This window comes from Occultella glacieicola, from assembly GCF_004353825.1.
GTDB lineage: Bacteria > Actinomycetota > Actinomycetes > Actinomycetales > Beutenbergiaceae > Occultella > Occultella glacieicola.
Window position 1 is genome coordinate 452,386 of sequence record NZ_SMNA01000006.1, and the last position, 26,537, is coordinate 478,922.

At 69.3% G+C, this 26,537-nt stretch carries 17 protein-coding genes; 7 read left to right on the top strand and 10 right to left on the bottom strand.

Annotation, left to right across the window (positions count from 1 at the left end):
* Nucleotides 1-150 precede the first annotated feature (150 nt).
* Entirely contained in the window at nucleotides 151-2,490 is a 2,340-nt protein-coding gene (locus EXU48_RS14870) for an FIMAH domain-containing protein (RefSeq protein ID WP_133108420.1), read from the top strand.
* Between the two features lie 58 nt (nucleotides 2,491-2,548).
* Nucleotides 2,549-8,566 carry an Ig-like domain repeat protein gene (locus EXU48_RS14875; RefSeq protein ID WP_133108421.1) on the top strand — a complete coding sequence of 2,006 codons (6,018 nt, stop codon included), beginning with the start codon at nucleotides 2,549-2,551 and terminating at the stop codon, nucleotides 8,564-8,566.
* A gap of 111 nt (nucleotides 8,567-8,677) precedes the next feature.
* Here EXU48_RS14875 and EXU48_RS14880 read toward each other — a convergent pair whose 3' ends face one another.
* On the bottom strand, nucleotides 8,678-9,766 hold the full coding sequence (locus EXU48_RS14880; RefSeq protein WP_133108422.1) for a dihydrodipicolinate synthase family protein: 1,089 nt from the start codon (nucleotides 9,764-9,766) through the stop codon (nucleotides 8,678-8,680).
* Entirely contained in the window at nucleotides 9,766-10,782 is a 1,017-nt protein-coding gene (locus tag EXU48_RS14885) for an NAD-dependent epimerase/dehydratase family protein (protein ID WP_133108423.1), read from the bottom strand. Before EXU48_RS14885 ends, EXU48_RS14880 begins: the two co-directional genes overlap by 1 nt.
* A gap of 151 nt (nucleotides 10,783-10,933) precedes the next feature.
* On the opposite strand from EXU48_RS14885, the gene EXU48_RS14890 reads away from it, so the two are divergent.
* The gene (locus tag EXU48_RS14890; RefSeq protein ID WP_133108424.1) at nucleotides 10,934-11,152 is read left to right on the top strand and encodes a KTSC domain-containing protein; all 219 of its coding nucleotides are present in this window, start codon (nucleotides 10,934-10,936) and stop codon (nucleotides 11,150-11,152) included.
* Between the two features lie 42 nt (nucleotides 11,153-11,194).
* On the opposite strand, the gene EXU48_RS14895 is transcribed toward EXU48_RS14890, so the two are convergent.
* The 3 genes from EXU48_RS14895 to EXU48_RS14905 are packed head-to-tail and all read right to left on the bottom strand — an operon-like array spanning nucleotide 11,195 to nucleotide 13,432.
* Nucleotides 11,195-11,869, bottom strand: coding sequence for a GntR family transcriptional regulator (locus tag EXU48_RS14895; RefSeq protein ID WP_133108425.1), 675 nt, complete (start codon nucleotides 11,867-11,869; stop codon nucleotides 11,195-11,197).
* On the bottom strand, nucleotides 11,856-12,602 hold the full coding sequence (locus tag EXU48_RS14900) for a maleate cis-trans isomerase family protein (protein WP_133108426.1): 747 nt from the start codon (nucleotides 12,600-12,602) through the stop codon (nucleotides 11,856-11,858). Before EXU48_RS14900 ends, EXU48_RS14895 begins: the two co-directional genes overlap by 14 nt.
* Nucleotides 12,599-13,432, bottom strand: a complete 834-nt coding sequence (locus EXU48_RS14905; protein ID WP_165962826.1) for a maleate cis-trans isomerase family protein — start codon at nucleotides 13,430-13,432, stop codon at nucleotides 12,599-12,601. The genes EXU48_RS14900 and EXU48_RS14905 overlap by 4 nt, the downstream gene beginning before the upstream one ends.
* A gap of 73 nt (nucleotides 13,433-13,505) precedes the next feature.
* Between EXU48_RS14905 and EXU48_RS14910 the strand changes: the two genes are divergently transcribed.
* Nucleotides 13,506-14,480 (top strand): D-2-hydroxyacid dehydrogenase, encoded by a 975-nt coding sequence (locus EXU48_RS14910; RefSeq protein ID WP_133108427.1) that lies wholly within the window; start codon nucleotides 13,506-13,508, stop codon nucleotides 14,478-14,480.
* 2 nt (nucleotides 14,481-14,482) lie between these two features.
* Entirely contained in the window at nucleotides 14,483-15,850 is a 1,368-nt protein-coding gene (locus EXU48_RS14915) for an amidase (RefSeq protein ID WP_207947751.1), read from the top strand.
* Nucleotides 15,851-15,854: 4 nt separating this feature from the next.
* Here the strand turns inward: EXU48_RS14915 and EXU48_RS14920 are convergent, their stop codons facing one another.
* Nucleotides 15,855-16,349, bottom strand: coding sequence for a DUF3830 family protein (locus EXU48_RS14920; protein ID WP_133108428.1), 495 nt, complete (start codon nucleotides 16,347-16,349; stop codon nucleotides 15,855-15,857).
* Nucleotides 16,350-16,364: 15 nt separating this feature from the next.
* Nucleotides 16,365-17,606, bottom strand: coding sequence for an aspartate aminotransferase family protein (locus EXU48_RS14925; protein WP_133108429.1), 1,242 nt, complete (start codon nucleotides 17,604-17,606; stop codon nucleotides 16,365-16,367).
* A gap of 107 nt (nucleotides 17,607-17,713) precedes the next feature.
* Here EXU48_RS14925 and EXU48_RS14930 point away from each other — a divergent pair, with 107 nt between their 5' ends.
* Nucleotides 17,714-19,186: an NAD-dependent succinate-semialdehyde dehydrogenase gene (locus EXU48_RS14930; RefSeq protein ID WP_133108491.1), complete on the top strand. Its 1,473-nt coding sequence runs from the start codon at nucleotides 17,714-17,716 to the stop codon at nucleotides 19,184-19,186.
* 63 nt (nucleotides 19,187-19,249) lie between these two features.
* Here the strand turns inward: EXU48_RS14930 and EXU48_RS14935 are convergent, their stop codons facing one another.
* Together EXU48_RS14935 and EXU48_RS14940 are read right to left on the bottom strand one after the other, a co-directional pair.
* The gene (locus EXU48_RS14935; protein ID WP_207947752.1) at nucleotides 19,250-20,431 is read right to left on the bottom strand and encodes a glycoside hydrolase family 76 protein; all 1,182 of its coding nucleotides are present in this window, start codon (nucleotides 20,429-20,431) and stop codon (nucleotides 19,250-19,252) included.
* A gap of 261 nt (nucleotides 20,432-20,692) precedes the next feature.
* Nucleotides 20,693-21,064, bottom strand: coding sequence for a nuclear transport factor 2 family protein (locus EXU48_RS14940; RefSeq protein WP_133108430.1), 372 nt, complete (start codon nucleotides 21,062-21,064; stop codon nucleotides 20,693-20,695).
* Nucleotides 21,065-21,723: 659 nt separating this feature from the next.
* On the opposite strand from EXU48_RS14940, the gene EXU48_RS14945 reads away from it, so the two are divergent.
* Nucleotides 21,724-22,644, top strand: a complete 921-nt coding sequence (locus tag EXU48_RS14945; RefSeq protein ID WP_133108431.1) for a cell division protein ZapB — start codon at nucleotides 21,724-21,726, stop codon at nucleotides 22,642-22,644.
* 416 nt (nucleotides 22,645-23,060) lie between these two features.
* Here EXU48_RS14945 and EXU48_RS14950 read toward each other — a convergent pair whose 3' ends face one another.
* A complete protein-coding gene (locus EXU48_RS14950; RefSeq protein ID WP_133108432.1) occupies nucleotides 23,061-26,081 on the bottom strand; it encodes a DEAD/DEAH box helicase in 3,021 nt (1,006 codons plus the stop codon).
* Nucleotides 26,082-26,537 lie beyond the last annotated feature (456 nt).

Below are 26,537 nucleotides of genomic sequence, written 5' to 3' on the forward strand. Positions count from 1 at the left end.
TGCGCTTCCCGGGCGTCCCGGGCGGTTCGTCACAGTTTCGTAACAGTGCCCACAAGGGTCCAGGCCGCTAATACGTATCACGCCCTTCCCTAATACCCGATAACTCCATACGGTCCCCGTATCGAGACCTCGACATGGGAGTTGAGACTGATGCGACGACACGCTCTGCGTGGACCGATCGGGGCCCTTGCCCTGGCCATGGCGATCGGTGGGATCGGCCTCACGGGCGGGTCATCACCCGCTGCCGCCAATGTCACCGGGACGGACCTGGACGTGATCGAACTGGGACCGGCCATCGAAGCCGTCAACGTGCGCGCCGCCGCGTTCGGCGAACTGGCCGACGGCACCCCGGTGGCTTATGCGACGTCCAACGGCGAGCCGGTCACGTTCAACGTGATCGACCTCCGCACGGGCGAGTCGATCGAGAGCCATCAGGTCCCCGGCGAGTTCGTCGCCGGGTCTGTCGCACCGGCACCCGACGGCTCGGTGTACTTCAACACGAACGATCCGACGCCGGGCTCCCTGCACCGATACGTGCCCGGCGCCGGCGTCGAACTGATCGGCGAGCGCATCGCGGGTCAGGGCTGGCTCCGGGACATCGCCGTCGCCGAGGACGGGACCGCGTACATCTCCACCTATCCGGACGCCAAACTGCTCGCCTACGACCCGGCGACCGGTGCGATCCGCGACTACGGGTCGGTCGCCGACGATGCGACCTACGGGTACGCCGTCGAGATCGTCGGCGACGAGATCTGGGTCGGGACCGGCCCGGTGCCGCACCTGGTTGCCGTGGACCCGGTCACCGGCGACATGCGCGAGATCGAGCTGCCCGACCTGGACAACGTGAACTACGTGCTGCGGCTGGAGGAGCGCGGCGACCACGTGTTCGCCGGCCTGTCCCCCCGCGGCCGGTTCGACACGCTCGTGTACGACCTCGCGACACAGGAGTGGATCGACACGATCCCCGCGGTCGGCGCCGCCGGTACGACGGAGCCGGCGTCCACCGGACTCTCGTACTTCCTCAGCGGGGGCACGGCCCTGGCCTACGACGTCTCGACGGGTGCGGTCAGCGAGTTCGGGTTCAGCGATACCGACCTGGTCGAACGCCTGGCCGCGGCGAGCAACACCTACGGGATCGGTGTCGTCCGACTCGACGGCGTGGAGACCTTCGTCGCCCTCACCACCTCGGGCGAACTGCTCCGGTACCCACTGGCGAGCGCAGACGCGAGCTCGGTCCAGGCGGACATCCTGCCGTCGTCGGTGGACATCGTCGGCTTCGGTGTGGGGCCGGACGGCAACGTCTACTCGGGCGCGAAGATCGGGCCGGGGCTGATCGGCCGGATCCAGCAGGGCACCCACGAGCTCGAGGTGCTCTCGGGCCCGTCCCAGGCCGAGGGCTTCGGCTCCCACAACGGTCGGATCGTCATCGGCGACTACTCGGGGGCCGGCGTCAACGTCGGGGACCTCGACGAGCCCTGGGAGTGGGGCACCAACCCCAGCCAGATCATCAAGTTGAACCGCGGGGAGCCCTACCACCAGGACCGGGTCTGGACGATCGCCTCCACCGGTGACCGGGTCGCCCTCGGGACGATCCCGGAACCCGGGTACAACGGCGGCAGCATCACCATGCTGGACACCGAGACCGGGAAGTTCGAGGTCCACCGGGACGTGATCCCGGGCCAGAGCATCATCTCCCTCGTCCATCGCGACGGTCTGCTCTACGGCGGCACCTCGGTCCACGGTGGCTCCGGAACCACCCCGGTGGCGGACGAGGCGGAGTTGTTCATCTGGGACGTCGCCACCGAGGCGGTCGTCTGGCAGGGCAGCCCGGTGCCCGGCGCCGCCGTCGTCAACGGGCTGACCTGGACCCCGGACGGACACCTCTGGGGCCTCACCGAGGGCGGTGTCGTCTTCGAGTTCGATCCGCAGGCACGGGAGCTGGTCCGGTCCTCGCGCGTGATCGAGGAGCCCGGCAGCATCCATCCGTGGGGCAACCACTCCTCGCTGGTGTACGACCCGGCGCGCGGTGGCTTTCTCGGGACCGCCGGCTGGGACCTGTTCTTCCTCGACCACGAGACCCTGGCGCCGCAGTTCCTGCGCACCGACCGGGACACCCACCGAGTCGTCATGGCCGGCAACGGCCACGTGTACTGCGTGGACACCACGGACGTGTGTGTGATCGAGGCACCCTCGGACGGCCCCACCGACCCCGCCGGGGCGGCGTCGGCACTTGCTACCGCCCTGGCGGGTCACATCGAGGACGGCTCCGTCGCCGGCCCGCTGGCGCTCTGGCTCACTCACGCGGCCGAACGGGCGCAGTGGCATCTCGCAGCGGACCGGGCTGCGGCCGCCATCCGCGCGCTGGACCGCTTCCTGCGGCACCTGGACCGGCCGGGGCGACCCGACACGCTCGACGAGGCGGCGTGCGCGGACCTGCGGGCGCGGACGAACGCCGTCATCCACCTGATCGAAACCGACGCCGGCACGTAGACCCGCGCACCGGCACCCCTCGACCCTCAGCCAATCGGACATGGAAGCGATACCAGAGATGAAACGAAGGACACCGACCCACATCGCCCTGGTCGCGGTCGCGGCGCTCGTGGTGAGCGCCCTGCCCGCGGTGGGCAACACCGTCGAGAACGGCCACACGATCGAGGAGGTCGGGGCACCGATCACCGCGGTCAACATCCGGACCGCGGCCATGGGCGCAATGCCCGACGGCTCCCCGGTGGTCTACGCCCCGACCTACGGGGAGCCGGCCCGACTGAGCGTCGTCAACGGTGAGACCGGCGAGTTGCTCTCGGTCCACGACCTCGGTGACAAGACCACCTCCAACTACACCGGCGTGTCCCCGGACGGGTCCGCCTACGCGGCGGGCCAGACTCCCGGTGCCAACCTGTTCCGCTACGACCCGGCCACCGACGCGGTGACCGATCTCGGCGCGCCGGTGGCCGGCGAGACGAACATCTCGCGGCTGACGTCCTTCGCCGAGGACGGGACGCTGTACTCGGGGACGTTCCCGAGCGGGCACGTGTTCAGCTACCACCCGGAGCGGGGCTTCCACGACTTCGGACCGATCGCGGACGGCGAGCAGTACGCGCGGTCCACGGCATTCGACGGCGACCACACGCTGTACGTCGGCACCGGCACGAACGCCCGGCTGTTCGAGATGGATGTCACCACGGGTGAGCGTACGGAGATCCCCCTGCCCAGCGAGTATGCCGGGCAGCAGACCTACGTCAACGAGATGTACTACCGGGACGGACTGCTGTTCGCGTTCCTCAGTCCCGCGTACGCCTACATCGTCTACGACACGTCCATCGGAGCGTGGCGGGAGTCGCTCACCGATGTCCAGGCGAGCCCGATCTCCGAGGTGGTCGACGGCCGCGTCTACTACGTCAACCGCACCCCCAACGACGTGTTCGGCTACGACCTCGCGACCGGCGGGGTCACCCGGGTCACCGAGCTCGACGCGATCTCCCTCAACACCAGCCGCGGCTTCGGCATCCTGGAGCTCGAGGATCCGCAGTGGCCCGGCACCACCCTGACCGGGATGGGCCTGACCGGACGCATGTGGCACTACAACCTGCAGACGCAGGAGTTCCGCTGGGTGCAGACCGAGGCCTCCGCAGGCGCCCTGAAGATCGCCGCCCTGGGCATGGCACCCGACAACCAGCTGTACGCCGCCGGCTTCCTGACGCCGAACACCATGGCCCGGATCGACGTCGACACGCTGGAGCACGAACCGCTCCCCGGCCCCTCCCAGTCCCAGTTCATCGGCACCGTCGAGGTCGAGGGTGCCGAGCCGAGCATGTACATCGGCGGGTACTCCGACGCCGGGGTGTGGCGCCACGACCACACCGCCCAGTGGGACTACCCGTACAACCCGATCAGCATCGCTCGCCTGGACTCCCACGACCAGGAGCGGGTGCTCGCGATCGTCGAGGCCGGGGACCGCCTCGCCGTGGCGACCCTTGGCCCGAAGGGCACCCTGGGCGGACACCTGAGCATCGTCGACCCGGTCGACGGCACCATCCCCTACACCGACGAGCCCGTCCCGACCTACGCCGTCGCGTCGGTCCTGCACCGGGAGATCGACGGACGTGACGTTCTCATCGGCGGGACCACGAGCAACCAGCTCGGTGTGGAGCATCCCGATCCGGACGCGCGACTGTTCGTCTTCGACCTCGCGACGCTCACCACCGAGTACGTGACCGTCCCGCGGGCCGGTGCTTCGGCGATCAGCCAGATCCGCGAGCTCCCCGATGGGCGGATCTGGGCGGTCGCGAACGACTCGACCATCCTGGAGCTCGACGTCCGCCACGACGGCGCCGGGTACACGATCGGGACGACCGAGGTGGCGTCGATCTTCGGTGAGCCGCGTGGCGCCGGCGACTGGGCCGGGGCCCGGCTGGGGCTGCTCGACGAGGACACCCTCGTCGGCAACGCCGGAGGCTGGGTGTACACCGTCCAGGTCGCGACCGGAGCGGTCGAACTGATCACCGAGGGCAGCGAGGCGACCCCGACCGGCGACGGGCGGTTCTTCTTCGCCCGGGACACCGTCGTGTTCCGGGGCACCCCACAGGGCTGGGTCGCGCCCGACCCGACGGACCCGACGGACCCGACGGAACCGACGGAACCGTACAACTACGCCCTCGCCGCGAACGGGGCCTCCGCCACCGCATCGAGCGCCCACGGTGAGTACGGCGCGGCGCAGACCATCGACGGCGACACCTCCAGCACGGCGAGCCGGTGGGTGAGTGCCGCTGGTGACGACGAGCCATGGCTGGAGGTCACCTTCGCCGAGGAGTCCCCGATCGACACGGTGAACCTGTACCAGTACCTGAACTACGAGCTCGGTGACTACGACATCTCCGCGCAGGTCGACGGCCAGTGGGTCACGGTCGCGGAGGCACGTGGGAACGTCTCACCACGGACGGTCCACGAGTTCGACGGCGTGCTCGCCACGGCGGTGCGGCTGGACGGCGTCTCGAGCTCGGACGGGCGGGTCCGGTTGTTCGAGCTCGAGGTGACCTGCCGGGCCGGCGGTCTCTGCGGTGGCGACGCACCGGAGTGCCCGGCCGCCCCCCCGGCCACCGGGGTGGCCGTGCGCAGCCTCGGGGTGCCGGTCACGGAGCTGCAGATGAACGTGTCCGCCACCGGGTACCTGCCGGACGGCCGACCGGTCCTCTATGTCCAGGGCGGCAGTCCGGGCAACGCGGTGCAGTTCGCCGTCATCGACGCGCTGACCGGTGAGCAGCTGCGCCACCACGCGATCGAGGAGCTCAACGACTCGCTGTCGATGATCTCGACCCAGGACGGCTCGGTCTACATCCCCGGGTGGGGGCCGGAGGCACTGCTGTTCCGGTACGACGCCGCGACGGACACGATGACCAACCTCGGCCACGCCGTCGTGGGCGAGTCGCACATCACCCGGATCGTCGAGGCCGAGGATGGCACGCTGTACGGCGGCACGTTCCCGAACGGGCATGTCTTCAGCTACGACCCGAGCACCGACGAGTTCACGGACTACGGTCAGGTCGACCCGACCGAGTACTACGCGCGAGCCGTCGCCTACGACGAGGCCGGGAACCTGTACGTCGGCACCGAGGGCACCGCCCGGGTGATCCGGCTGGACCTGGACACCGGTGAGCGGACCGAGATCCCGCAGCCGCCGACGATGGCGCCGAACGACTACCGGATCAGCCTGATGGCCTGGCGCGACGGACTGCTCTTCGCATACTTCGGTGGTTCGCTCGAGTGGCACGTCTACGACCCCAGCGTCGGCGAGTGGGTCGCGCACCTGCCCCGCAGCGCACCGAGCATGCCGACCGAGGTCTCGGCCGACGGCAAGGTCTACTTCGCCAACACCGCTGAGAACCGGCTGTACTCCTTCGACGTCGCGACCCTCGAGCTCGCCGATGCCGGGTGGGACCGGGCCGTCAACTACTACCTCGGTGGCGGCGGCATGGGCCTCATCGAGCTCGGACACGAGGACTACCCGGGCGAGTCGATCGTCGGCATGGGCCGGCGCGGTGAGCTCTGGCGGTTCAACCTCGGGACCGGCACCGGTGCCGTGGATACCGACGCTCAGATGCCGATGACCCCGATCACGGTGCGGTCCTTCGGCAGCGGGAACGACGGCGAGGTGTACGTGGGCCTGAGTTTCAACAACGGCAACCTGGTCACCTACGACCCCGACGCCGACGAACTGAACGTCCAGTCCGCTTCGTTGTCGGCGCAGGTGCATCAGTACCTGACCACGGACGAGGCGATCTACCTGGGCACCTACACCGGAGCGGTCCTGCGCCGCTACGACCCCGACCAGCCCCTCGGCAGCGGGAACCCGGGGGTGGTCTTCAGCCTCAACGACCACAACCAGGACCGGCTCTTCGGCCTCGCGGAGGCCGGTGACCGGATCGCCGCCGGCAGCCTCGGCAAGCGCGGTCACCCGAGCGGGCGACTGGTGTTCTTCACCCCGTCGACCGGCGAGGTCGAGGACTTCGGTGAGATCCTGCCCGGCCACCAGTTGATCTCGATGGCCGTGATCGGCGACACCCTCTACATCGGCACCTCGAACAACACCCCGGGCGCGGACCCGATCGTCGACGAGTCCGTGATCATCGCCTGGGACCTCACCACGGACACCATCGCGTGGCAGTCCGCCCCGATCCCGGGGCTGTCCACGATCTCGGCGATGGTGCCCCGGGAGGACGGCCAGCTCTGGGCCCTGACCGGCGACGGCACCGTGTTCCGGTTCGACCCGCAGACCCGGCAGGTCGAGCAGTCCGTGGAGATCACCGGCGGGGGCAGCGGCAACCATGGCTACCCCAAGCTCTCGCTTGGCCCTGACGGGCTCCTCTACGGATCCACGGGCGGCGGGATCATCTTCTCGCTCGACCCGTGGACCGGCGCCTACGAGGTCCTCACGCACGGGAACTATGTGATGCCGCACTCCGACGGGCGGCTGTACTTCGCCCGAGGGTCCGAGGTCTTCCAGGCGACGTTGACCCGGGGCACCGAGCCCTGGGTCGTGACCCCGGCTCCGGTCACCTTCGACGACCGGGACGGCACCGACGAGGACACGTTCACCGTTCCGGAGGCCACCGGTGTCGGCTACCGGGTGGACGGCCAGGTCATCGAACCCGGGATCCATCCCGGCTCGGGCGCGGTGACCGTGCGGGCCGTGGCCGCGGACTGCTACCAGCTGGCGGCGGGCTCGACGACCGAGTGGTCCCACGAGTTCGGCACCGGGGAGGGTGATCCCGACCCGGACCAACCGTACAACTACGCCCTCGCTTCCAACGGGGCGAGCGCCGAGAGTTCCAGCGAGCTCCGGGACTTCACCGCGTCGAACCTGATCGACGGCGACACCGACGCCGCCGACAGCCGGTGGGTGAGCGCGGCTGAGGACACCGATCCCTGGCTGGAGATCACGTTCGCGCAGGAGTCGCCTATCGACACGGTGAGCACCTACCAGCAGCAGAACTACCAGCTGGATGACTACGACATCACGGCCCAGGTGGACGGGCAGTGGGTCACGGTCGCCGAGGTCCGTGGGAACGTGGAGATCGGCACCGTGCACCAGTTCGGCGGCGTCCGAGCGACCGCGCTGCGGTTCGAGGGGTTCACGAGCCCCGACGGCCGGGTGCGGATGTTCGAGGTCGAGGTGACCTGCCAGGTCAGCGATAGCTGCACCGATGACGGCGAGGCCGACCCGACCTCGACGACGCTGGCGATCACCGGGGACCCGGTCAGCGGTGCCGACCTCACCCTCACCAGCACCGTCGAACCCGCCGGGGCGGCCGGTGCCGTCACGTTCCTCGACGGCACCACCGAGTTGGCCACGGTCGACGTCGCCGACGGCGCGGCCTCCACCGTCGTGACGCTCGGCGCCGGCACTCACTCGCTGACGGCCGCCTTCACGTCCGCAACCGCGGACTGGGCGGCATCGGCCTCGGAGCCGGTCGCCGTCGAGGTATCCCGGTCCGCGGCGACGACCGGGGTCGACCTGTCCCGCCCCGCGGGCGGCTACGGAACGGCCACGACGGCGACGGTGACCGTCGCCGGGACGTCGGCTCCGCCGTCGGGCGTCGTGGAGATCCGCAACGGCGACGACGTGCTCGTCGGCGGCGAGCTGAGCGTGGACGGCCTCGTCGGCACCGCCGAGGTGGAGCTCCCGCGCGATCTGCCGGCCGGCCGGTACCAATTGACCGCGGTCTATCTCGGTGATGCCGAGGTGACGGACTCGACCAGCGCGGCAGTCGCGTACCGGGTGGTACCGGCGCGCCCCTCGGTGGACATCGACGCCCCGTCGATGGTGCGCCGCGGGGAGGCCCCCCAGGTCACGATCACCGTGCGTGGTGCCGACGGCGGGCCCGCCCCGACGGGCACGGTGACGATCACCTCCGGGTTCCGCGTCGTCGAGGTGGTGATGCTCGACGCCGACGGCCGCGCCAGCGTGGAACTGCCGCCGGTCTCGTTCCTGACCCTGGTGACGGCCACGTACGGAGGGGACCAGGGCTATCGCCCGGGCCTGGGCATCGACCTGATCCGCGGCTGGTAGAGGACCCGCTCGAGACAGCAGCCGCCCCGTCCGAATCCTCGGAGGGGGCGGCTTCGTGTCGGAGAGCCCGGCGCCGGCCCTCGACCGCGCTCGGGGACCGGGACGGATGGGTCAGGACAGCCAGCCGTCCCGGTGCTCGGCGATGAATGTGTCATCGGTGAGCCACGGGTAGGCGGCGGTGACCCGGTCGAGCTCGGCGGCCTGGCCGGGTGAGAGCTGCTCGTCCGGGTCCAGGCAGCGGATCGAGTCGAGCAGACCTTGCCGGCGCAGCACCTCCTTGATGCCGGGGATGCAGCCGCGGAAGGCGTTCGCGGCGTCGAAGACCGCGGAGTTGGCGTCGGTGAGCTGGGGGGCGAGGCGCAGGAGGCCGGGCAGTTCGGAGCCGTCCCCGCCGCGCAGGCGCTGCACGCGTTCGAACATCTCGACGGCGCGCCGGGTCCAGACCGCCCACTGCCCGAGCAGGCCACCGCGCATCCACAGGCTGCGCAGTCCGCCGGCACCGTCGGGGTAGCCCAGCGGGGTGATCAGGTCGTGCAGGATCGAGTCGTCGTTGCCGGTGTAGACGACCAGGTCGTCCCGGCCGCAGTCGGCGACGGCGCGCAGCACGTCCAGCGTGGCGTACCGGTCGAACGGGGCCGCCTTGATCGCCACCACGCCCTCGATCGCGGCCATGTCGTGCCAGTACTGCTGGCTGAGGGCCCGGCCGCCGACGGCCGGCTGGAGGTAGAAGCCGATCACCGGGAGGACCTCGGCGACCGCGCGGGTGCGGGCCACCAGGTCCGCCTCGCTCGCCCCCGCCAGACCACCGGGCGAGAGCAGCACGGCGTGGTACCCCAGGCCGGCGGCGAGCTCCGCCTCGGAGACGGCCTGCGCCGTCGGCCCGACGGCCCCGCCGACCAGGATGGTGGTGCGGGTGGCCTCGGCGCGCACGGTCTCGGCGGCGAGTTCGAGGACCGGCGCTAGCAGCCCTACGTCTGCCTCCCGGATCGCGAACTCGGTCGAATGCACCCCGACCGCCACGCCGCCGACGCCGGCCGCGAGCTGGTAGCGGGTGAGTGCGCGCTGGTGCCGCTCGTCGAAGCTGCCGGCCTCGGTCAGGGCGAGGGGGTGGGCCGGGATGACCGTGCCGGTGCGCAGCAGGGCCAGGGCGTCGGAGGTCCCTGGCGCGATCAGGGCCGCTTCGGTGCCGGCGTGCGTCATCAGAACTTCCCGTCGCGGCGTTGGAACTTGGTCGGCTTGCCCAGCAGCGGACCGCCGCCGCCGACCCAGGCCGCGGTGTGCGCGATCAGTTCCTCCAGAGTGACGTCCGGGTAGCCGAACAGTCCGTGGCAACGGGAGGCGTCGGACAGCAGCGCGGTCGGCGCCTCGGTGCCTGTGAACTCGACCGGCCGGCCGAGCCGGTGCGCCAACCGGCTCGCGACGCTGCGGATCGAGATCGTCTCCGGGCCGGTCAGGTTCAGCACGAACGGAGGCACGTCGACGTGCAGCAGCGAGCGCAGCGTCACCTCGTTCGCGTACCCCTGCCACACCACGTTGGCGAACCCGGTGGTCACGTCGACCACCTCGCCGTTCATGATCTGGGTGGCCAGGTCCACAAGCACGCCGTAGCGCATCTCGACGGCGTAGTTCAGCCTGATCAGTGCGGTCGGGGTGGTTGTGGTGGTCGCCACGTGCGACAGGACGCGTTCGCGGCCCAGGCAGGACATGGCGTACTCCCCCACCGGGCCGAGGTCGCTGTGCTCGGTGGACCCGCCGGAGGAGACCGGCACCAACGGGTAGACGTTGCCGGTGGAGAGCGCGACGATCCGCGAGCCCCGGTAGCGGTGCGCGATCCGGCCGGGCAGATAGGCGTTCGTGGCCCAGGTGGCGGCCTCCTGACCGTGGCTGCCGAACTTCGCGCCGACCAGGTAGACGACGTTGGCAGCGTCCGGCAGGACCGCGAGCGCGTCCTCGTCGGCCACGTCGGCGGCGACCACCTCCGCACCGGTCGCGGCCATGCCAGCACGCGCCTCCGGGGAGCCGTAGCGGGAGACCGCGAACACCCTCGCGCCGGTACCGGCTGCCTCGAGCGCCCGCACCGCGAGCCGGACCAGGCTGGGACCCAGCTTGCCGCCGGCGCCCAGCACCACCAGGTCGCCGTCCAGGCGCCGCAGGTCCGCCACGAGTTCTGGACGAGGCGCCGAGAGCCGGTCCTCGAGTTCGTCGAGATCGCGCACGTGCTGTTCCGCCCTCCATCGAGTTACGGTCCAGACCGTATTGGGTGGGAGGCCGGGTCGTCAACCCGGCTGCCGTCGCGACCTGCCTCGCCGCAGCCATCGGGCCGCGGAGGGCCTTGCCCGGCGGCACCGGACGGCGCAGGCTGGGCCCGTGAGACGCAAGCCGGTCAGGTCGAGCGCGGTAGCCGCCGTCGGGTACGACCCGGGCACCAACGAGCTCGACATCGAGTACCGCAGCGGCGACGTCTACCGGTACTCGATGGTGCCGCCGTCGGTGTACCGGGACCTGCTGGCGGCCCCGTCGATCGGCGCGTACGTCAACCGTTCGGTCAAGCCCCACTATCCGGGGCGTGAGATCTTCGACACCTGACCCGAGGCGGGAACGGCGCCGGCGATCACGCCGGAGGGCGCCTCAGGACGCCGACGGGGCCCGTTTCTCCACGAGGCGCCGGACGGCGTCGTCCATGTGGACCCGCAGCAGGCGTTTCGCCTCGGTGGGCGTGCCGTCCCGGACGGCGTCACGAAGCTCCTCGTGCTCCCGTACCTGCGCACCCAGCTCGGGATAGGTCGTCTCCAGTTCGCCCAGGCACATGCGGGTCTCCACGACGAGCGTGCGCATCGCCCGGATCAGGCGCGGGCTGCCCGAGCAACCGACCAGTGCCTCGTGGAACGCATGGTCCGCATCTGCGACGGCCGAGGCGCTTCCCCGGGCTGCGGCCGAACGCATCGCCTCCACGCTCGGCCCGAGGGCGCGGTACGCGGCGCCACGGTCCGCCTTCATGACGAGTTCCACCGCGCCCCGCTCGATGACCGAGCGGGCGCGGTAGATGTCGGCCACGTCCTCGAGCGAGAGCACCGGGACGAAGACGCCGCGGTTGCGGATCCCGAGCAGGATGCCCTCCGAGACGAGCCGCTGCATCGCCTCCCGCAACGGCCCACGGGAGACGGCGAAGCGGTCCGCGAGGTCCGCCTCGCCGAGCTGCTCGCCCTGGGCCAGGCGCCCCGTCATGATCGCGGAGCGCAACTCGTCGGCGAGGTACTCGACCGTCGACTGGCGCCGTCGGGGCGTGACGTCAGCGACCGGCACGATCAGCACCTCCCGTGAACAGGGTCCCGAGGCTCGCGGCGTGCGACGGCACCCCCGCCAGACGCAGGCCCTCCCAGACCGTCACCTGGTTCGCCGTCAACACCGGCTTGCCGAGCCGCGCCTCGAGGTCGGGCAACACCTCGAGCGTGCGCATCGCGGTGTCCGGCACGAGCAGCGCCTGGGCGTCGGGGTGATCGTGCTCGGCAGCGAGGGTTCGCACCTGGTCCGCGTCGAGGGCACCGACCTCGGCCGCCGTTCGGATCCCGGCGCTGGACATCGCGACCACCTCGACCCCTGCGGCGGCCAGGTAGTCCACGAAGAGGCGCGCGACGCCGTCGGGATAGCTGGCCGCGACCGCCACCCGGGTGAGGCCGAGTGCCGCGAGCGCGGCGAGGTAGGCCAAACTCGTGCTCGACGCCGGCACGCCGGCGGACTCGGCGAGCAGGTCCGCCTGCCGCCTGGCCCCGTCGGGGCCGTACACGAAGCTGCCCGACGTGCAGGCCCAGATCACCGACGTCGGGCCGTGCGGCTCGAGCAGCGCGGCGCCCCCGGCGAGCCGTTCGGGACTGCCGAGATCCAGCAGTTCCGGCACCGCGTGCAGGTCCGTGCCGTAGACGTGCACGACCGGCAGTCGGACCTCGAGCAGCCGGGCGGCGATCGCGTAGTCCCCCTCCGCGGCGTGGTCGGGATAGATGATGCCCACGGTCGGGGCGGGCTGGGCGGGGGGCGTCATTCCTGGAGGCTCCTCTCGTCTTCGTGGCGGGGCTCGGCGGGGTCCTCGGGCTGTGCGACCTCCGGCAGCGGCGGCGGCTCGAGATCGTCCTGGAACACACCGCGCAGCCACGTACCGGGCCCGACCATCGGCAGCCCCATCCGGCCCAGACACGCCCACACGGTGAGTTGGTTGGCGGTCAGGACCGGCTTGCCGAGCTCGCGTTCGAGCGGGGCGATGATGTCGTAGGTCGGCAGGTTGGTGCAGGAGATGAAGATGGCCTCCGCGGCCGGGTCGTCCGCCGCGATGACCATCTCGGCGACGGTGCGGTAGTTGACCTTCCAGATCCCGCCGCCGAGGCCGAGGTACTGGGAGTGCAGGACGGTGACCCCGAGTTCGCCGAGGAAGTCGCCCAGCCGCTCGGTCAGCGCGGCGTCGTAGGGCGTGATCACCGACATCCGGGTCAGCCCGAGTTCGCGCACCGCCTCGGCGAGCGCGCCGGAGGTCGTCACCGCCTGGGGAGCACCCGCCTCCCGGATCGCGGCCTGCAACAGGGCTTCGTAGGCGTAGCCCCGGATGAAGCTGCCCGAGCTGCACAGGTAGGCCACGACCTCCGGCTCGACCCCCAGCACGTCCCGGGTGGCCTGCTGCAGGTGCCGGCGCTCGGAGACGAGTTCGGCCATCTCGAGGCTGACGGCGACCGGCTCGAACGGTGTCCGGGCCAGGTGGAAACTGACCTCGAGCGGGGCCCAGCGCCACAGCTCTCGTTCCAGGGCCAGGTCGAAGGGCGCGATGATGCCGATGCCGCGCTGGGCGAGTGGCCCCTCGAACTCCGCGCTCGTCAGCTCCAAACCCGGGCCTACTCTCGTGCTGCCGGATCATCAGATTGTTGACAATACTAGGGCCCGCTCCTACGTTGTCAATGTGCCGAGCCAGCCCGTTGTCGTGGTCCTCCACGACGGGCGGCTGCCCCCAGGGGCCGGACTGGCACCGCTGCGCGGGCGGGCGGAGATCCGCTACGCAGACGAGACCGAGCTGGCCCGGGCACTTCGCGACGCCGACGTGCTGTTCGCCTACCACTTCCTCAGCGGCGCGGTCCCGGGCGCTTGGCACGCGGCGGGCTCCGTGCGCTGGCTGCACGTCGCAGCCGCCGGCGTCGACCCGTTCCTGACCCCCGCCGTGCGGGACTCCGACGTCACCGTGACGAACTCACGCGGGGTGTTCGAGGAGCCCATCGCCGAGTACGTCCTCGGGCAGGTGCTTGCCCTGGCCAAGGACCTGCCCCGCTCCGTCCGGCTCCAGCAGGAGCACCGCTGGGAACACCGGGAGTCCGAACGGATCGCCGGCTCGAGCGCGCTGGTCGTCGGCACCGGGCCGATCGGCCGGGCGATCGCACGCCTGTTGCGCGCCGGCGGGATCCGGGTACGCGGGGCCGGGCGTCGGGCCCGCACCGACGACCCCGACTTCGGCACCGTCTGCGCGCCGACGGACCTGCCGGCCGAGCTCGCCCGCGCGGACTGGGTGGTCGCAGCCGCGCCGCTGACCGACACCACCCGCGGGATGTTCGACGCCGACGCCTTCGCGGCGATGCGACCGGGCGCCCGGTTCGTCAATGTCGGCCGGGGCGAGCTCGTCCGCACCGACCACCTGGTCGAGGCCCTCCGTCGCGGCTCCCTCGCCGGGGCCGCGCTCGATGTGGTCGATCCGGAGCCTTTGCCGGCCGGGCACCCGCTCTGGGACCTGCCCGGCGTGCTGATCACCCCGCATCACTCCGGCGACGTGGTCGGCTGGCGCGAGGAGCTCGTGCGCCTGTTCGCCGAGAACTTCGACCTGTGGCGGCAGGGGCTGCCGCTGCGCAACGTCGTCGACAAGTCGCTGGGCTACGTACCGGGGAGCTGACCGTGGAACCGACCGAGATGACCGCCGTCGAACTCGTCACCGCCTACGGCGCCGGTGACCTCTCCCCCGTCGAGGCCACGACCGCCGTCCTCGACCGGATCGAGGCGCGCGACGGTGAGCTGAACGCGTTCTGCCTCGTGGACGCCGAGACGAGCCTCGAGCAGGCGGCCCAGTCCGAGGCGCGCTGGCGCGCCGGGTACGCCAAGGGCCTGCTCGACGGCGTCCCGGTCTCGATCAAGGACGTGTTCCTCACCGAGGGGTGGCCCACGTTGCGCGGTTCCCGCGCGGTCGACCCTGGTGGTGCCTGGGCGGAGGACTCCCCCGTCGCCTCCCGCCTGCGGGCCGACGGCATGGTCTTCGTCGGCAAGACGACCACCCCGGAGCTCGCGTGGAAGGCCGTCACCGACAGCCCGTTGACCGGCATCACGCGCAACCCGGCCGACCCGGCACTGACGGCCGGGGGCTCCTCCGGCGGTGCAGCGGCCGCGGTGGCCGCCGGGATGGGCCCGTGTGCGGTGGGCACGGACGGCGGCGGGAGCATCCGGATCCCCGCCTCGTTCTGCGGGATCGTCGGTTTCAAGCCCACCTACGGGCGCGTGCCGATGTATCCGGCGAGCCCGTTCGGTCCGCTCGCACACGCCGGTCCGATGACCCGCACGGTGGAGGACGCGGCGCTGCTCATGGACATCATCGCGTTGCCGGACCATCGGGACCCGACGTCGGCCGAGCCGCCGCATCTGACCTTCCGCGGTGAGTTCAACCGCGAGGTCACCGGGATCCACGTCGCCTACTCCCGGGACCTCGGCTACGTGCCGGTGGACGACGAGGTCGCCCGGATCGTCGACGACGTGGTCGCGCGGCTGGACGAGGCCGGCATCCAGGTCACCGCCGCCGACCCGGGTTTCACCGACCCGCTCGAGGCGTTCGAGACGCTCTGGGCGAGCGGCGCGGCCACGCTGCTGCGCCGGATGCCTGGGGCACGGGAGACCGTCGACCCTGGACTGGCCCGGGTCTGGGACGCGGGCGAGCAGATCAGCGCCGTGGACTACCTCGAGGCCCGGGCGGTGGCCGCGTCCGTCGGCATCGCGATGGGCGCCTTCCACGAGATCCACAACCTGCTTCTGACGCCGGCGGTCGCTGTGCCGCCGTTCGCCGTCGGGCATGAGGTGCCGCCGGGCAGCGGCCTGCGGAGCTGGCCGCAGTGGGCGGCGTTGAGCTTCCCGTTCAATCTCACCCAGCAGCCGGCGATCAGCGTGCCGGTGGGCCGCACCGCGGCCGGACTGCCGGTCGGGCTGCAGATCGTCGGGCCGCGGCACTCGGACGACCTGGTCCTGGCCGTCGGCCGGTTCGTCGAGTGGCTGCTCGGCTGATGCCTCAGGCGCGGGCGAACGTGAGCCGCTCCCCCGCGAACCCGTTGCGCCAGATGTCGTTGCAGGCCGCCGCCATCGGGGCCAGGCCCTCCTCGATGGCGCCGAAGACGTTCCCGGGCACCCAGCCGACATCCCCATTGATCAATAGGTTGTTGCGGGCGTAGAAGATGGCCAGGTCCGTGGCGCCCTGCTCGGAGTACGCGGCCGAACCGGGCTCGTACCCGAAGGCGGGGTTCCCGATCTCCCAGGCCTCGAAGTCGAACAGGCACACGTCGCCCGGGATCGGCGTCACCGTCGGGTTCTCGCGTCGCGGGGCGGCGGTGATCCGCGGGAGGAGGGCGTACACCTCGTTGCGGGCGAACTTGGCGTGCACCGCGTCCCCGGACTGCGGCAACACCTCCCACACGGCCTGGCTGGTCGCCGGCGCATCGCCGTCGAGCAGCCGCGCCCGGCAGGTCACGCCGCGCAGTTCCAGGGTGATGGTGATGAATCGCGCCACGAGCCGGCTCCCTTCTCAGACCTCGGCCAGGACATCGGACCAGATTCGCAGGCCTTCGTCGACCTCGTCGGCGGTGACGACCAGCGGCGGGATCATCCGCACGACGTTCATGTGGGCCCCACAGGTGAGCATCAGCAGTCCCTTGCTCGAGGCGAGCTGCTGGGCGGCGGCGGCGCGCGGACCGTCCGGGCCGCCGTCGGGCGTGGTGAACTCCGAGCCCACCATGAGACCGAGCCCGCGGACATCGCCCACGGCGCTGCTCGCGCGCTGCCGTGCGCCCGCGAGGAGTTCCTCCCCCCGCCGGGCGGCGTTGTCGACGAGGCCCTCGTCCTCGATCACATCGAGGGTGGCCAGGGCCGCGGCGCAGGCGACGGCGTTGCCGCCGTAGGTACCGCCCTGCGAGCCCGGCCATGCGCTGCTCATCAGGTCGGCCGAGGTGACCATGCCGGAGAGTGGGAAACCGGAGGCCAGACCCTTCGCGATCGTGATCACGTCCGGGCGCACGCCGAAGTGCTCGTGGCCGAAGAACCGGCCGGTCCGGCCGAAGCCGGTCTGGATCTCGTCGAGGACCAGGAGGATCCCGTACCGATCGGCACGCTCGCGCAGGCCCCGGAAGAACGCGGTGTTCCCGGGTACGTACCCGCCCTCCCCGAGGACCGGTTCGACGAGCAGCGCGGCCGTCTCGTGCGGGGAGGTGACGGTGGCGAAGAGGTAGTCGAGTTCCTGCAGGGCGAAGGCGGTCGCCTCCTCCTCGGTCCAGCCGTAGCGGTAGGCGGTCGGGAACGGGGCGATGTGCACGCCGGCCATGAGCGGGGAGAACCCAGCCGAGAAGCGGGTGCCCGAGGTGGTCATGGACGCGGCAGCCACGGTACGGCCGTGGAAGCCACCGTGGAACACGACGACGTTGGGCCGCCCGGTGACCTGCCGCGCCAGCCGCAGGGCCGCCTCGACCGCCTCGCTGCCGGAGTTCGCGAAGAACACCGAGTCCAGGCCGTCCGGAAGCACGCCGCCGAGGCGCTCGGCCAGGTCGAGGAGCGGGCGGTGCATCACCGTCGTGTACTGGCCGTGGATGAGCCTGGCGGCCTGTTCCTGGACGGCGGCGACCACCCGCGGGTGACAGTGCCCGGTGCTCGTCACGCCGATACCGGCGGTGAAGTCCAGGTAGCGCCGCCCGTCGGCGTCGAAGACCTCACAGCCGTGGGCGTGATCGACCACGACCGGCGTTGCCTGCCGCAGGTGTGGGGACAGTGCCGCCATCGGACCCTCCTCGCATCGTTGTCGGATTGTTGACAATACTTCTAGGATGGTGCGATCGGCAAGGAGGCACGAGCATGGAGTCGCCCGCTATCGGCAAGGAGCAGACCATGGATTCGACAGACACCCGCGCGGCGACCGAGCGGGAGGCGATCGCGTCGGTGCCCACCGGCCTGTTCATCGGGGGCGACTGGCGACAGACCTCGCCGACCATGGGCGTCGAGGATCCCTCGACCGGCGAGACGTTGTGCGAGGTGGCCGACGCCGGCCACGACGACGCCCTCGCCGCCCTGGCCGCCGCCGCCGAGGCACAGGCCGGCTGGGCGGCCACCGCCCCGCGCGAACGCAGCGAGATCCTCTCCGGGGCATACCGGCTGATCATGGAGCAGACGGACCGACTCGCGCTGATCATGACCCTCGAGATGGGCAAGCCGCTCGCCGAGTCTCGTGGCGAGGTGGCGTATGCCGCCGAGTTTTTGCGCTGGTTCGCGGAGGAGGCCGTCCGCATCGACGGCGGGTACATGACCGCGCCCGCCGGTGGCTCCCGGTTCCTCGTGAGCCGCCAGCCCGTCGGTCCGAGCATCCTGATCACCCCGTGGAACTTCCCGATGGCGATGGGCACCCGCAAGATCGGCCCGGCGATCGCGGCCGGCTGTACCAGCGTCATCAAGCCGGCCAGTCAGACCCCGCTGTCCACGTTGGCGCTGGTCGACATCCTCGTGCGGGCCGGCCTGCCCGACGGGGTCGTCAACGTGGTGACCACGAGCCGCACGGACGAGGTGATGACGCCGCTGATCCTCGACCCGCGCTCGCGCAAGCTCTCGTTCACCGGGTCCACGCCGGTGGGCAAGCACTTGCTCGAACTGTGCGCCCGCACGGTGATGCGAACCTCGATGGAGCTGGGTGGCAACGCACCGTTCCTCGTCTTCGAGGACGCCGACCTCGACGCCGCCGTCGACGGCGCCATGCTCGCGAAGATGCGCAACATCGGGCAGGCCTGCACCGCCGCGAACCGGATCCTCGTGCAGCGCGGCGTCGCCGACGAGTTCGCCGACCGGCTCACCGCGAGGATGCGCGAGCTGCCGATGGGCCGCGGGGTCGAGGACGGCGTCGTCGTGGGACCGCTGATCAACGCCGACGCCGTGGACAAGGTCCACGCCCTGGTCTCCGACGCCGTCGGGCGGGGCGCGAGCGTGCGCACCGGTGGCGAGCCGGTCGACCGGCCCGGCCACTACTACCCCGCGACCGTGCTCACCGGGGTGCCCTCCGAGGCCGATATGGCCAGCACCGAGATCTTCGGACCCGTCGCCGCGATCACTCCGTTCGACACCGAGGAGGAGGCCATCGCGATGGCCAACGACACCCCGTTCGGGCTGGTGTCCTACGCCTACACGCGCGACCTCGCCCGCGGGATCCGGGTCAGCGAGGCACTCGAGGCCGGCATGGTCGGCCTCAACCAGGGTGTGGTCTCGAACCCGGCCGCCCCGTTCGGCGGGATCAAGGAGTCCGGGCTCGGCCGCGAGGGCGGCTTCCTCGGCATCGACGAGTTCCTCGAGACCAAGTACGTCGGGATCAGCGTCTGACCACGGGGGCGCGTGGGACCGACTCGGCTCCGCGCTCCCCCGTGGCAGCGGCGCTCGACGCGATCAGTAGAGGATCGACACGCGCCCGTTCGGCCAGGCCAGCGTGGCGTAGATCTGCACCATCGCGGCCTGGTCGAGCAGCTCGGTGGCGCTGCCGCCGACCGGGAACAGGCCGGTCTCCGGGTCCCGTACCTCGTTCCACTGGTGGTCGGCGTAGTCCTGCATCGCGGCGCGGTAGGTGTGGCCACCGGTCACGGACTCCAGGAGCAGCAGGTTCTTGAAGTAGATCGAGTTGAAGAAGATCTCGTGGTCGTGCAGCCGGTCCTCTTCGACGAAGTAGGTGTACGAGGCGGCCGCGATCGCCTCCGCCCGGGCGAGATACTGCTCGTCACCGGTCGCCTCGTACAGGAGCGTGTAGGTCCCGATCGGCACACCCTGGTTGTAGGAGTAGTGGCGTTCGTCGATGGTCCCGTCGAGCTTGATGTTGTCCCAGTAGAGGCCGTTCGGGGCGAGGAGGTACTGATCGGTCCACTCGACGAATCGCAGTGCCCAGTCCAGGTACCGCTCCTCGCCGGTGATCAGGTAGAGCCGGACCCCGAGCTGCGCGCCCGGCATCGTCGAGACCGTGTTGCGGTCGGTGCTCCACGGCGCCTGCGTCCAGAACACGCCACCGGGTGCCGCGTGCGAGGGGTCGGTGTCCCAACCGGAGACGACGAGTTCGAAGATGTCGGCCGCCCGGGCCAGCGCCGCGTCGTCCCCGGTGGCCAGGTACTGCTGCACGTCCGCGAGGGCAACCCACTCGTTGTCGTCGTAGAACATATCGCCGCCACCGCCGTAGGGCGCGCGCGGGTAGGAGTCGTAGCCCGGTAGGCCGGTGGAGCCACCGCCGGCGTTCCAGTAGCGTTCCTGGCCGACCTCGCGGTCGGCCAGGTCATCCCCGTACAACCGCCCCTCCCGGCCGGCCATCCCGGTGAGGTCGAGCGTGGCGATGTGCGCCTGCGAGAACGGCCACTCGTAGGAGTACTCACGGTCCTCCGCTCCGAGCGGGTAGCGCTCGAGGTACAGGCTGGAGCCGTCGTCGACGTACAGGTACTGCTGCATGGCCTCGTACGTGGCGACCGCACGATCGATCTGCGTACGCCTCGACGACGCCTGCCCGGACGGCTCGGCGGCGGCCGGTGCGGCCAGCGCGAGGCAGGTGACGATGGCGGCGGCTGCGGTGACCGTGACCTTCTTCGGCTTCATGTTCTCGTGCTCCTGACGGTCGGCAACCGCCGACCAGCGTCGTCGTTGACAGTGCGGAACCTGGATCCTGGCACAGGATACTCAATATGGCTAGAGCCACTTGGCTTCACTGGTGACCGACAGGACACCACAATTGAGCCCTCTGTTCAATATGCCCAGACTGTGGTGCCGCACCTCAGCGCAGCGCACCACCCTCCACCCGCGCGAACCTGCGGGATCGGGTCGAAGCTCTCGAGACCGCGCTCGGCGGGATCGTCCGACCTACTGGTGGTCGGGGATGGGGGTCTGCTGGTAGAGGGCGAGTCGCCACGCGTCGCCCTGCCGCGTGTACACGCTCGACATCAGAGCGTGGAACTCAGGTTCGTCCGGGCCCCGGGAGGCGCGGCCGGTGTAGACCAGGGCGACCGTGCGGTCGTCGAGAGTGATCAGGCGTTCGTCACTGAGGTGATACTCGAGCCACGGTGGTGCGTCGTTGAGCGAAGCAACGACTGCGTCCCGGTCGAGCACGAAGCCATGGGCGAGGACCATCACCGCATCCTCGGTCATGAGCCGGCCGTAGAAATCGGCGCCGCGGCTCTCACACAACGACGTCCAGCCCTCGTGCTCCAGGTCCAGGATCTCCTTCAAGGCCATTCCTCAAGGGTAGGAGGTCGAGGCAAGTCCGGACCCGGCTCCGCTCGAGCACGCCTCCGAGTCGGCCAGGATCTGGCGACGACCTGCTGACGCGTCGGGCTATCGACGGACCTCAGGCGGCGGAGCGCGTGTTGCTCGCTTCGGTCGGAGGGTTGGTCTTCGCCTCGCCAGATCGGCTCGCTGCGGCCTGTGCGTTCTGTTGGTGGATGTGCCAGTTGCCCATGACGGTGCTGGCGGCGTCCACGAAGTGCAGCGGGCCGCCGCCGATGGGAGTCAGGGGGTGGGTGGCGTCGATCTCCGGTGTTTGCGAGGAAGCGTTGCTGGCGGCGGTCTCGGGCGCTTCCGCGGAAGCGTGGCTGGCGGTGATCTCGGGAAGCCCGCGGCAGCGGCGCCCGCTCGCGCGAGGGTGCGGGCACGGGGTGAGGATCCGGCCGTCGGGGTGGTGAAGTAGACGGTCCCGTCTTCTCGCAAGGTGATGTCGTAGTTGCCTTCGTGGCCCGAGCGCGAGCCGGATGCCGCTAACGATCACCGCACCGCCGCCGATAGGAGGAGATGAGAGGCAAGTGTCGATGCTCGCTCACGGCGCGCCTCGACCATCAAGGAACGACGGCAGATCGGCGCGCGACGAGCGGCCGACGTAGGACGAGGAATACAGCACCTTGAGCACCCCACCACCTGGATACGGTCAGCCCCCGCCGCCGAGCGCGTTCGCACCGCCGCCCGGTCCGGGTGCGTATCCGACCGCACCGCCGCCCCGCCGGTCCGAGACAGGCTCGTCGTACGGCGGCTCCGGGACGCTCCACGGCCCCACCGGCGCGCCGCCTACTGCCGGGACGCCCAAGAAGCGGCACGGGTGGCTTCTCCCGACGGTCGTCGGCGCCCTTGCGCTGTTCGTCGGTGTGAGCGTCGGCGCCTCCGGCGGCACCGACTCCTCGACCGAGCTCGCCGCACTGGAGGAGGAGAACGCCCAGCTCTCGCGCGAGAACAATGAGTTGCTCTCGGCGAACGAGGCGCTCCAGGCCGAGAACGAGTCGGTGCAGACCGCCGCGGACGCTGTAGACCCAGGTCCCGTCGTCGAACCGACGGACCCGGCCACGGCGACCGGCCCGACGACCGCGCCCGCGGACGCCCCGGACTTCACCCGCACGAGTCCCGGCGCTATCGGGACGACCACCACCATTGGCGACCGGGGCGAGTCCTGGGACGTGACGCTTGGGGCTCCGACGTTCAACGCCGACGATTCCGTTGCGGCCGAGAACATGTTCAACGATCCGGCTCCGGACGGTCTCGCCTACGTGATCGTGCCGGTCACGGCCACCTACCACGGCGCCGAGACGAGCAACCTGTGGCTCGATATCGACGTCACGTTCGTGACGGCATCCGGCAACAGCTACGACGAGTCCACGAGCTTCGTGGTGGGCCCGGGTGACCTCTCCGACCTCGGCGAGTTGTACGACGGCGCCTCCGGCACCGGCAACGTCACCATGGCGATCCCCGTCGGCGCTCAGGATGAGGCCGGGGCCACCTGGTCGGTGCAGGCCGGCTGGTTCAATGAGCCGGTGTTCTTCGCGGCACGCTGACGAGAGGCGATGTCGCGCTGCACGCGGAGGCACGGGACGGACTGGCAAAACCAGTCTTCACACCGGATCGTCGTTCGCCCGGGCGTTCCCACCTCCCAGGATCCCGTGAGCACCGACAAGAAAGGGCCAGACGGCTGACGCCGTCTGGCCCTTCATTTGTCGGGCTGACAGGATTTGAACCTGCGACCCCTTGGAGGATCCGGTTGATTTCCGGTCTCCGCCGATCGTCTCGGGAACTCGCGGACTCCCTTGTGTTTACAGGGAACCGGGCGGTTCGCTTGATCCGAGTGTAGCCGGTTATCAACGGTCCGCTACGTAGGATTGAGATGGGTTTGTGGTCGGCGCGAGAGCCTCGAACTTGCAGCCCGATGTAACGCAGACGAGGCGACGCTGGGTCCCGTTCGCGGGCGTACGAGTCAGGATGAGCACCGAACCTCGGTGCGAGCGAGCCCGCCGACCGCATTGTGGAAGAAGACCAAGAACTCTCGTACTTGCCCGGCCGAGATAGTCCCCGCACGGAGGTCCTCTCGAAGCCGTTGGACGCTCAATCCGGGCTGCACGATGACGATCTTGGAGTTGAGGTGTGGGGCTCGTGCAGCGATCGACTCATCCGGACGCTCGGGAAACAGGCCACAGAGGGCAAGGAGGTCTTCTCGGTCCCCTGCCAGAACGGTGAGACGTGGTGACTCGGCACCAGTCAATCGGCGTCCGATTCGGTTCCACAGCTGTCGGTCTGTGAGATGACGTCGACTCTTCGCGGCCTGCTGCGTGACCACTTCCATATCCGTGACCCGCGCCCCTGGCGTTGAGTTAGACGATGGCTTCGAGTGCCAGAGCTCGATCGACATCCGGCCACCGAGATTCCTTTGGATGACGACGTGATCCGCGATCTCGCCTCCTCCATCGTTGTGCAACACCCATCTCGATGCGCCGGGCTCGGGTGTCACTTCCACGAGAGTCTCCTGGACCCATTCGTGAATCGAGTCGGTTCGATTTGGTCGAGGTGTTTCTCTCGTGATGTCAACGCTTTCCCAGCTACTCGGCACGAGATCAACGTCAGGAAGAAATGATCCCGTTCGGGGCGGTTGAAAGGTGACAGGCCCCATCGTGCTCCGCCCATCGCCGAAATATATGAGGGGCGGATGCGCTTCGAACAGCAGATTGAACGTCGTTGAGTTGCCCATTCCGCGGTGGAGCTCTTCCGACCCGCCCAGGGTAGTGAATTTGCCGGTCACCGTCATCTCGGCAGTCCACACATCAATGCCCTCGTCCCGCGGGTCATAAACCCGGAGAAAGACTTGGCTCTGCGTGGCCTCCCGGTCTGCCAGCGGCGCAATCTCCAGTTCCTCGATCGGACACCCGTCCGGGAGCGTGTATGAGGCCCCCAGAAGTGCTGGGTTCAATTCCACAGCAATGACTGGAGGATGGAACTCGTCGGTTCTCGCACCCTTCGAGACGTTGGGTAACAGTGGGCCCGATTCGGTGGGTCTCGGGAACCAATAGCGGCGGGCGAGATCGACCGCGAAGGCTTCGTAGTCGCGCAGTCCTAAGTATCGAGTCTCCCAGTACTTTGATTTGTTCACAGCAAGACCTGCCGTGGTTGCCTGGCCTGAGTCGACTCGAACTTGGGCCATCGCGTGGCCAAGCCCTCGTCCGTTCGTGTCGGCTTCACGTAGGCCTCGATCGATCCCACTTCCTGCGAACGTTGCATAGGCTGGCGTGCCGGGCACGGCCGCGAAAGTGTTTCGTACGCCCACCGAGGAGACTGATAGACGCTCCACGCTGTCAAATGCCTCCTGGAGGAACCCAGGATTGCCGTTCCTCAGCATATTCGATGGATCGAGAATCTCTCGGATCGCGTTGAGGAGTCCTAGATCTTGCGCGTTGAGTAGCAGGAGATGAGAGCGGTTGATGTCTGCGCTCTTCTGCCAGCTCACAACGGCTAGCTCGAAGACGCTTCGGGTGAGTTCGGTGCCTGAGTACCATTTGGGCTTCTCAGTCTCAGACGTAATGATCACCAACTGTGTTGCGTGTTGGTTGAGGCCAGCGTATGCAATGTGCCGCCCCAGAAGGCGTTGACCTGCCTGCAGACCGTCCGGCACTCCTTCTCCAAACCCGGGGTCGAACGGAACCCCACGCGGCACCTCCAGCAGCACTGCGCGCGTCAGCGGCTTGACGGCCGCCAGGTCGAAGCTCTCCGGCGGATCGTCGAACGCGCTGAGGTACTCCCGGTCTCGCCGCTCACGCTCAATCTCCTCATCGATCAGGGTGGGGAGTATCGTCGCCCAGTCAGCGTCTTCGCGGTACAGCTCGCGTAGCGCCCCCTGAAGAACTGGGTAGACATCTTCGTCATGGACGGTGACCAGGACGGACTGCTGCGGGTACTCCGCATTCGCGCGTGCGAGGCGCCCAATGAACTGCATAGTGGCCGGTGTCGACTTGTGCTTATCGTGATAGCCAACGATCCGCAGGTTTGGAACATTCACCCCCTCGCCCAGCATGTCCACTGCGACAACCGCGCGGATCCTGCCCGCGCGCCAACCGCTGAGAATATCCTCGCGATCTGCAATCGATGTCGAGCCGATGAGTACCTGGGCGTCTACTCCCTTCCTTGCATAGATCGCCTGGACGACTCCAGCACGCGCGACGGTGTTCACACGTATCAGAGCGACGCTCGTCGCATGTTCAGCGAGGGACAACTGGCTGGCAACCTCCGCTGCGATCGCCTCATCCTTTGCCTCGTCCGTGATTGGCGACCCGAGTTCAAGTACCCGCGGAAGCACCGAGTGGAAGATACCGTCGGCAATTGCCGCGCGCAGCGGAAAGTGATAGGCATGCGTTCCCGGTAGAAGCTTTCCGTCAGCGCGGCGCGGCGTCGCCGTGAGCAGGACCGCTCGAGCGCTAGGAAAGTGGTCGAGGATTGCCCGCCACGTTTTAGCGGGCGCGTGATGGGCTTCGTCGATGATGAGGAGATCGAAGAGTCCTGGATCAGGAAGGTCCGCTTCATCCATGTGGTCTGGACTGATCGAGTTGGGGAGCGCTACGACAACGTCGACTTGCTGGAGACGAGACCAGTCAATGTTGCGTCCTTTCACCTCCTCAACGATCGGTCCAGGACTCGCACGATTGAGTGCTCCCACGGCCAGGAGATCCTGTTGACTGCGAAAAGCCGCGCTCAACTGACCCCTAAGCTCCGTACTTGGCACTACAACGAGCGTCCTCTTAGCCCTTGCTAAATACGGAAGCGCAGTCGCTATCGCAGTCTTTCCCGATCCGGTGGGGATCGAGACAAGCAATCTTTCTTCTGGTTCCAGCGTCCATTGACTTGAGATCGCGGCTAGTGCACCGACCTGCGGGCGTCGCCAGGCCGGATCACCGGGCTTTCGCATCAATGCGAAATCGACGTAGTCACTCTCGTAGTGCGACACGCGAAGCATGGGCACACCTTAGCGCGACCGCGCCCTGGCCCAGCGTTGCCATCGCGCGAGTGATACTGAATCGTACTGAGGCACCGCGCGTGTCTTCAGGCGCTGCTCGCGGTGGCGTTGGCGACCCGCAGAAGAGTGCCGATGGCCGGTGCTCTGATGAGCTCCTTCTTTCCTCCGTATGACTTCGGGCGCGATGAGGTCTTCCAGGAAGTTGTGCGGCGCGATCGCTAGTGCGTGGCTGACGGATTCATCCACCCAGCGTCGACGCACCAGACGGCCGGATAAGATGCGCGTCCTCGATGACGGGCGCACCGGAGAGTTGAGCGGTACGCCCTCCGACAACCTGGGGACTGCTGCACGGGTAGGTGGCATCTGATCTGGCTTGCCCGGGAGGGCGGCCTGGAAGGATGTTGCTGTGCCAAAGCCCTACCCGAGTGAGTTTCGTGACGACGTTGTCCGCGTCGC

Bases quoted from the DNA above. Each gene is read 5' to 3' on its own strand.
- EXU48_RS14930 (WP_133108491.1), top strand. From the start codon at position 17,714: ATGGATTCGACAGACACCCGCGCGGCGACCGAGCGGGAGGCGATCGCG.
- EXU48_RS14875 (WP_133108421.1), top strand. From the start codon at position 2,549: ATGAAACGAAGGACACCGACCCACATCGCCCTGGTCGCGGTCGCGGCG.
- EXU48_RS14925 (WP_133108429.1), bottom strand. From the start codon at position 17,606: ATGGCGGCACTGTCCCCACACCTGCGGCAGGCAACGCCGGTCGTGGTC.
- EXU48_RS14940 (WP_133108430.1), bottom strand. From the start codon at position 21,064: ATGGCCTTGAAGGAGATCCTGGACCTGGAGCACGAGGGCTGGACGTCG.
- EXU48_RS14900 (WP_133108426.1), bottom strand. From the start codon at position 12,602: ATGACGCCCCCCGCCCAGCCCGCCCCGACCGTGGGCATCATCTATCCC.
- EXU48_RS14870 (WP_133108420.1), top strand. From the start codon at position 151: ATGCGACGACACGCTCTGCGTGGACCGATCGGGGCCCTTGCCCTGGCC.
- EXU48_RS14950 (WP_133108432.1), bottom strand. From the start codon at position 26,081: ATGCTTCGCGTGTCGCACTACGAGAGTGACTACGTCGATTTCGCATTG.
- EXU48_RS14935 (WP_207947752.1), bottom strand. From the start codon at position 20,431: ATGAAGCCGAAGAAGGTCACGGTCACCGCAGCCGCCGCCATCGTCACC.
- EXU48_RS14880 (WP_133108422.1), bottom strand. From the start codon at position 9,766: ATGACGCACGCCGGCACCGAAGCGGCCCTGATCGCGCCAGGGACCTCC.